Source organism: Pontibacterium sp., from assembly GCF_041587635.1.
Classification (GTDB): domain Bacteria; phylum Pseudomonadota; class Gammaproteobacteria; order Pseudomonadales; family Balneatricaceae; genus Pontibacterium.
Genome location: NZ_JBFGYC010000169.1, coordinates 1 through 7,101, shown reverse-complemented (window position 1 = coordinate 7,101; position 7,101 = coordinate 1). Strand labels below are relative to the sequence as shown.

Genomic DNA, 7,101 nt, shown 5'->3' with positions numbered 1-7,101 from the left:
GCCTCAATGAATCACTCTACGATGCTGAATTGGCAGGATTAAGCACCCGAATCTATAGCCATATGCGTGGCTTTAGCGTCAGAGTCTCCGGCTATAGCGATAAACAAAGCGTACTTCTCAAAACCGTCACATCCTCACTCAAGGACACCCAGTTTGATCCGCAACGATTCACAATGCTGAAAGACGCGTACCGTGACGAATTGCTGAATACGAATAAAGATCGTCCGTTTAACCAGACCATGCGAGAGCTGTTCCGCCTGTTGTTACCTCAGTGGAGTGCAGAAGAAAAAGTTGCCGCACTGGATAGCATCTCTCTCGAGGATATTGAAAACTTTGTTCCCAATCTCTTCCGGGAAAGCAATATTCGGATGATGACCCACGGCAACCTCACCACCGATGATTCAATCGCCTTAGCCCGCATTGTTGAAGATCAGTTCGTCCCCGCTCAACAAGCGACTCCAGAAGTTGAATCGCCGGTTGTTAAGTTGAGTGACGGCAAGCCATTGGTACAAACCCTCGATATCCGGCACAACGACTCTGCCATCAGCGTGTACTACCAGGGCGAAGACACACAGATCAAAACTCACGCCAAATTTAGCCTGCTAAGTGAGCTGGTCTCTTCTGATTTCTATACTCAGTTACGCACTGAAAAGCAGCTTGGCTATATTGTGTTCGGAACCCCCGTCATGATGGTCAAAACACCGGGTCTTGCCCTTGTCGTACAAAGCCCGGTAGCGGAACCTCAGCTTCTTGAAACTCACATCAAGAACTTCGTTTCAGATCTGGAAACCACGCTAAGAAACCTGAATCCGATGCAGCTGGACCGCCTTAAACAAAGCGTCATCGCTAAAGTCTTAAAGCAGGATAAAAACCTGACCGCCCGCTCTAATAGATTCTGGAAAGATATTGACGATGAGTCGCTGGACTTCGATAGTCATGAAGCCTTAGCGAACGCGGTCGCTGACCTCTCTATTGATGATCTCATCGATTGTTATGAAGGACTGGCAGCAAGACAACTGGTCGTCCGCAGCTACGGTCAAAAACATAAAGCTGAAAACGGGAACAGCGCAGAAATTGGCAAACGCTGTGATTCAGAGATTAGAGAGAAGAAACAAAGACAGGAGTTTTTCGAGACCTAATTCTCGCTAAAAACCCCATAAAAAAAGGGCTATCGATCACTCGACAGCCCTTTTTCAATCAGTCCGTAGCTACCAATCAGATCTCGGTAACACCGCCCATGTAAGGCTGCAATGCTTCAGGGACCTCAATCTTACCTTCTGCCGTCTGATAGTTTTCCATGACCGCCAACAAGGTACGACCTACCGCCAGACCGGAGCCATTCAATGTGTGCAACAGTTCTGGTTTATTGGTTTCAGGGTTACGCCAGCGAGCCTGCATACGACGCGCCTGGAAATCACCCATGTTGGAGACAGAAGAGATCTCGCGATACTTCTGCTGGCCAGGGACCCAGACTTCCAGATCGTAAGTTTTTACAGCACTGAAGCCCAGATCACCGCCGCACAAAGCGACGACACGGTAAGGTAGATTCAGCTTCTGCAAAATCGCTTCCGCATGACCGGTCATCTCTTCCAGCGCATCCCAGGATTTAGACGGCTCAACCATCTGCACCATCTCAACTTTTTCAAACTGGTGCTGACGAATCAAACCACGCGTATCACGACCTGAAGCACCTGCTTCAGAGCGGAAACACGGCGTATGGCTGGTAAATTTCAGCGGCAACTGGGCTGCATCGATAATTTCATCACGGACCATATTGGTCACAGGAACTTCTGCAGTAGGGATCAGATAGTAATGACGATCACCAAACGGCAGTTTGAACAGATCTTCTTCAAATTTAGGTAGCTGACCCGTACCGCGCAAAGAATCGCTGTTCACCATGTAAGGCACGTACACTTCGTTGTAGCCGTGCTCTTCGGTCTGGGTATCCAGCATCATCTGGATCAACGCACGATGCAGACGCGCTAACTTGCCTTTCAGCAATGAAAAGCGAGAACCGGTAATCTTTGCTGCTGTTTCAAAGTCCAACTGGCCCGTTTTCTCGCCCAGCGCAACGTGATCAACAGGCTCGAAATCGAACGCGCGTGGCGTACCCCACGTACGGACTTCAACGTTATCATCTTCATCCGCACCTTCGGGTACAGACTCATCAGGAATATTAGGTACGCCCGCCAACAAATCTTCGAGTTTCGTCTGCAGAGTAGCCAGCTCTGCTTTTGCAGCATCCAGTTTACTTCCCAGATCCGCCACTTCAGCCAACAATGGCTGAATATCTTCACCGGCAGCTTTTGCTTTACCGATGCTTTTCGATCGGGTGTTACGTTCACTTTGCAGGTCCTCGGTCTGAACCTGAAGTTCTTTACGCTGATTTTCCAACGCAACAAACTGGTCTACCGGGAACTCATATCCCTTTTTCTTCAGCAGCCGTGCTACTTCTTCCGGATTGGAACGTACGTATTTTGGATCAAGCATGGGACTCTAATGCACCTTATTAAAACAAGCGTGTAAACCACAAACCGCCAGACAGTGCGGCGATACATAACAGGACGCTTAATAATATATAAATCGCCGCATACATGACATGCCCTTCGTGAAGCATTGCGACGGTTTCCAGCGAAAAGGTAGAAAAAGTTGTGAAGGCTCCCATAAAACCCACCATCAGCAGGGGTCTTAACTCGGGATTCAACCGCGCTTTTTCCATAATCAACACAAAACAAACCCCCATCAAAAAGGAGCCGATCACGTTGCAGGCGAGTGTTCCATATGGAATTTTGTGCTCAGCGTTATTGAGCACACTACTCATGCCATAACGAGCCAAAGCACCAAAAGCGCCACCAACCGCAATCGCGATAATGTTCTGCATTGAGCTAATCCTTATATCTTTGCAGCGGACTTTGCTCATCCAGCGTCCGCAAATACTTCAGTTTGTCTGCAATTTTCTTTTCCAGACCGCGTTCTTCGGGGATGTACCAGTTTTGATCTGCCAACTCAGGCGGCAAGTAGTTTTCACCGGCTGCATAACCACCTGGCTCGTTATGGGCGTAACGATACTCAGCACCGTACCCCAGATCCTTCATCAAGGAGGTCGGGGCGTTACGCAGATGTTCTGGTACCTCATAGCCGGGTTGCGATGCTACATCAGCACGACACTGGTTATAGGCCATATAAAGCGCGTTGCTCTTTGGCGCACTCGCGCAATAGACCGCAGCCTGAGCAATCGCCCGCTCACCTTCAGCAGGGCCAACCCGCTCAAACGCATCCCACGCAGAAAGCACCACCTGCATTGCACGCGGGTCAGCGTTACCAATATCTTCTGAGGCGATCGCCACCAGACGGCGTGCGATATACAGCGGATCACAGCCTCCATCCAACATCCGACAGCACCAATACAACGCACCGTCAGGTGATGACCCACGCACGGACTTGTGGAACGCAGAGATCATGTCGTAATACAGATCACCCTGTTTATCATAGCGACGACCAGTAGAGCGCAACACCTCCTCCATCACGGCATCATCTACAACTTCACCGTGATCGGATTCTGTTGCAAGATCCGAGGCGATCTCCAGCAGATTCAGTGCACGACGCGCATCACCATCCGCTGCTATCGCCAGCTTATCCAGCAGCTCATCATCGATTATCAGCTTGCGTGCACCCAGACCGTGCTCTTCATCACTCAGCGCCCGGTCTATCAATCCTCTAATCTCTGCTATCTCTAAACTACGCAGCAGATATACACGTGCACGAGACAGCAAGGCATTATTCAGTTCGAATGATGGATTTTCGGTGGTGGCGCCCACGAAGATAATGGTGCCGTCCTCGATGTAGGGCAGGAACGCATCCTGTTGAGACTTGTTGAAACGATGTACTTCATCGACAAACAGGATCGTTTTACGGCCAGACTGCATCTGGACCTGTTTCGCCTGCTCAACCGCAGTACGGATATCTTTCACCCCGGATAAGACCGCAGACAATGTCAGAAAGTGGGCATCGACATGATGCGCAATCAATTTTGCCAGCGTCGTTTTACCCACACCCGGAGGCCCCCAGAACAGCATGGAGTGGGCTGCCCCTTGCTCCAACGCGGTTCTTAACGGCTTTCCCTCTGCCAGCAGATGGGATTGTCCCGCATAGTCCTGCAACCGAACAGGCCGCATTCGCGCTGCCAGTGGTTCATACACCTTTTGCGGGGCACCAAACAGATCATCCATCAGAGTTCGCTTTCCAGAATTAGATCAGCCCCCTCGGGCAGTTCAAACTCAAACGCCTCAGGCGCCATCTCTGGATTAATTTTCTGATTCGCGAAAACAATCGTTGTGCGCTGGCCTAACGTATCCTCCAGCATCAGTTCAGAGATCACATCACCGGCAAAAAACAGGCGGATACGTTTAAAGGTATTTTGATCCGATAAAGGCAACAGCTCGAACAGCTGATCGCTACCGTCTGCTGCGTCACCGCCGCTGATGCTGAACTGTTCGCGCAACTCATCGATCCGCCCGTTCAGGATTAATGCCGGAGCGCTGCTGGTACCGTTTTGGGACGGTTTACGCGTCACTTGCTCCAGATCAGGATCGAAGACCCAGATATAGGTGCCATCGCCCACAATTTCCTGAGGATAGGGCTCACTGCTGATCCAGCGAAATTTATTGGGTTTAGCAACTTTAAGACTACCGCTGTTTTCCTGAACACGCCCACCCTGATCTGCAGAAGCGATCTGCGAAAAATCAGCACTGAAGGTGTTATATCCGTCCAACAAACCTTTGAGCTTTTCGTCGGACGGCCCAGCATGAGCAAACGCAGCAACACTCAACACCGTTGCCGCAACACAGAACTTCTTTAGATACTTAATCATCATTAATCCTTCACCGGAGGTGGCGCCAGTACGTCACGCTGTCCGTTGCTGCCTGCAGTACTCACTACACCAGCCGCTTCCATTGCTTCGACCATACGTGCAGAACGGTTATAACCAATCTTCAATTTACGCTGCACACTGGAGATCGAGGCTTTGCGTGTTTGGGTCACAAACGCCACCGCTTCATCATAAAGTGGGTCCTGCTCATCATCGAACAAACCACCTGAACCGGTTATGACTGAATCAGTGCTCTCTGCGTTCAGAATTTCCTCTACAAATACGGGTGAACCAATTTTTTTCCAGGCTTCAACGGCCCGATGCACTTCATCATCCGAGACAAATGCACCGTGTACGCGGTTTGGAATACTGGTGCCAGCGGGTAGATACAGCATGTCACCCCACCCCAACAGATTCTCTGCGCCGCCTTGGTCCAGAATGGTTCGGGAATCAATTTTTGAGGATACCTGAAAAGCAATTCGTGTCGGAATGTTGGCCTTAATCAGACCCGTGATCACATCGACCGATGGTCGCTGAGTCGCCAAAATCAAATGAATACCTGCCGCACGCGCTTTCTGTGCAATACGGGCGATCAACTCTTCAACCTTCTTACCAACGATCATCATCATGTCGGCGAATTCATCAATCACGACAACGATGTAAGGTAATGTTTTCAACTCCGGCGGCGGAGAATCTGCCGGCATACCATATTCTTCTGGATTCCAGAGCGGATCTTTCAGAGGATTACCCTCTTTGCGCGCTTTCTCGATCTTATCGTTAAAACCAGCAATATTACGCACACCCATCTTAGCCATCAGACGGTAACGCTCTTCCATCTCACCTACGCACCAGCGCAGACCTGCTGCTGCGTCCTTCATATCGGTAATAACCGGGGTCAGCAGATGTGGAATGCCATCGTAGATCGACAATTCCAGCATTTTCGGGTCAACCAGCATCAAACGGACTTCATCCGGCGTGGCTTTATACAGCAAGCTCAGCAGCATTGCGTTCACGCCCACCGACTTACCTGAACCGGTTGTACCTGCCACCAGCAGGTGAGGCATCTTCGCCAGATTCGCGACAACGGGATTACCACCGATATCATTACCCAGGCCCAGCGTCAGCTTTGACGGAGCTTCAAGGTATGGTTTGGAGTTCAACACCTCACTCAGGCTCACGGTCTGACGCTCTTCATTCGGTATCTCAACACCGATGACTGATTTGCCCGCGATAACTTCTACAACACGTACACTGCTAACGGCCATCGAACGCGCAAGGTCTTTCGCCAGATTCGTAATCTTGCTGGCTTTCACACCGGGTGCTGGCTGGATTTCAAAGCGAGTGATCACTGGCCCAGGATTCACCTCAACCACTTCAGCGATAACGTTGAAGTCTTTCAGCTTGGCCTCGAGCAAACGGGACATCATCTCCAGCTGCTCGGGTGAGTAACCCGCGGACTGGTTCAGTACAGGGGGATCCAGGTTATCCAGCGAGGGAATCCGCATTTTAGGTCGAGTCGGACGTTTATTCCCCTGCTCGGGTTCAAGCCCAAGGTCTTTGTCCTGCATCGGCTTATGCGTTTCTGACAGTGGCACGATACGCAGCCCTTTAGGCTCTTCGGGCGACGCAGGATTTAACAGACCAGAATCCGAACTGTGCTCAGATGCGTCGTTATAGCTCGCCTCCGATAGCCCTTCATCTTCCCTGAATGCCGATACATGATCGCGACCTTTGGACGTTTCAACGAACTCGGCACCCGCCCCTGGAGAGGGTTCAAATGGAACCTCATCGTCAGTGCTGTATGTCTCCGTCACAGGTTCATTGAATTGCGGTTCCTGACGTAGATCTATCGCAGGTTCAGACTGTGATTCCGGACGCAACACGACCGGTTCAGCAACAGGGTCAGGCGTCAAACTCGGTGACCGGGATTGGCCTAACAACGGGTCTTGGAGTTCTTTTTGCTCTGGATAGAGAGCCGGCCCACCATGACCAGGGTAATCATGGCTATTAGCATGTTTGGTGCTGCGCAATGCATTGGTATCGATTGTCGGTTCAGGCCTCAAGGTTGCGACTGAATGCAAAGGCTCATCGGACACATCATCCCTGTACTGATCCTCTTCGTACTCAGATTCATCATGACGCTGGGGCAACACAGCAGAAGAGCGTTCTTTAATCTTATCTACACCGGTTACAACACCTTTGCCAATGAGCTCCAACAAACTTCCCCAGGATGC

General features: G+C 50.7%; 6 protein-coding genes. 1 reads left to right on the top strand and 5 read right to left on the bottom strand.

What is annotated here, in order from left to right; translation table 11 throughout:
- Window positions 1–1,139, top strand: a 1,139-nt coding sequence (locus ABYW01_RS10080) for an insulinase family protein (RefSeq protein ID WP_372832468.1), incomplete at its 5' end; no start/stop codon positions are given.
- Window positions 1,140–1,215: 76 nt separating this feature from the next.
- Here the strand turns inward: ABYW01_RS10080 and serS are convergent.
- The 5 genes from serS to ABYW01_RS10055 all read right to left on the bottom strand — a co-directional run.
- The gene (serS, locus tag ABYW01_RS10075; protein ID WP_372832467.1) at window positions 1,216–2,490 is read right to left on the bottom strand and encodes a serine--tRNA ligase; all 1,275 of its coding nucleotides are present in this window, start codon (window positions 2,488–2,490) and stop codon (window positions 1,216–1,218) included.
- A gap of 19 nt (window positions 2,491–2,509) precedes the next feature.
- Window positions 2,510–2,881: a fluoride efflux transporter CrcB gene (gene crcB, locus ABYW01_RS10070; RefSeq protein ID WP_372832466.1), complete on the bottom strand. Its 372-nt coding sequence runs from the start codon at window positions 2,879–2,881 to the stop codon at window positions 2,510–2,512.
- 4 nt (window positions 2,882–2,885) lie between these two features.
- On the bottom strand, window positions 2,886–4,229 hold the full coding sequence (locus ABYW01_RS10065; RefSeq protein ID WP_372832464.1) for a replication-associated recombination protein A: 1,344 nt from the start codon (window positions 4,227–4,229) through the stop codon (window positions 2,886–2,888).
- Window positions 4,229–4,873: an outer membrane lipoprotein chaperone LolA gene (gene lolA / locus ABYW01_RS10060; protein WP_372832462.1), complete on the bottom strand. Its 645-nt coding sequence runs from the start codon at window positions 4,871–4,873 to the stop codon at window positions 4,229–4,231. The genes ABYW01_RS10065 and lolA overlap by 1 nt, the downstream gene beginning before the upstream one ends.
- Window positions 4,873–7,101 (bottom strand): DNA translocase FtsK (locus tag ABYW01_RS10055; protein WP_372832460.1); only part of this gene is annotated, 2,229 nt, incomplete at its 5' end. The genes lolA and ABYW01_RS10055, both read right to left, overlap by 1 nt.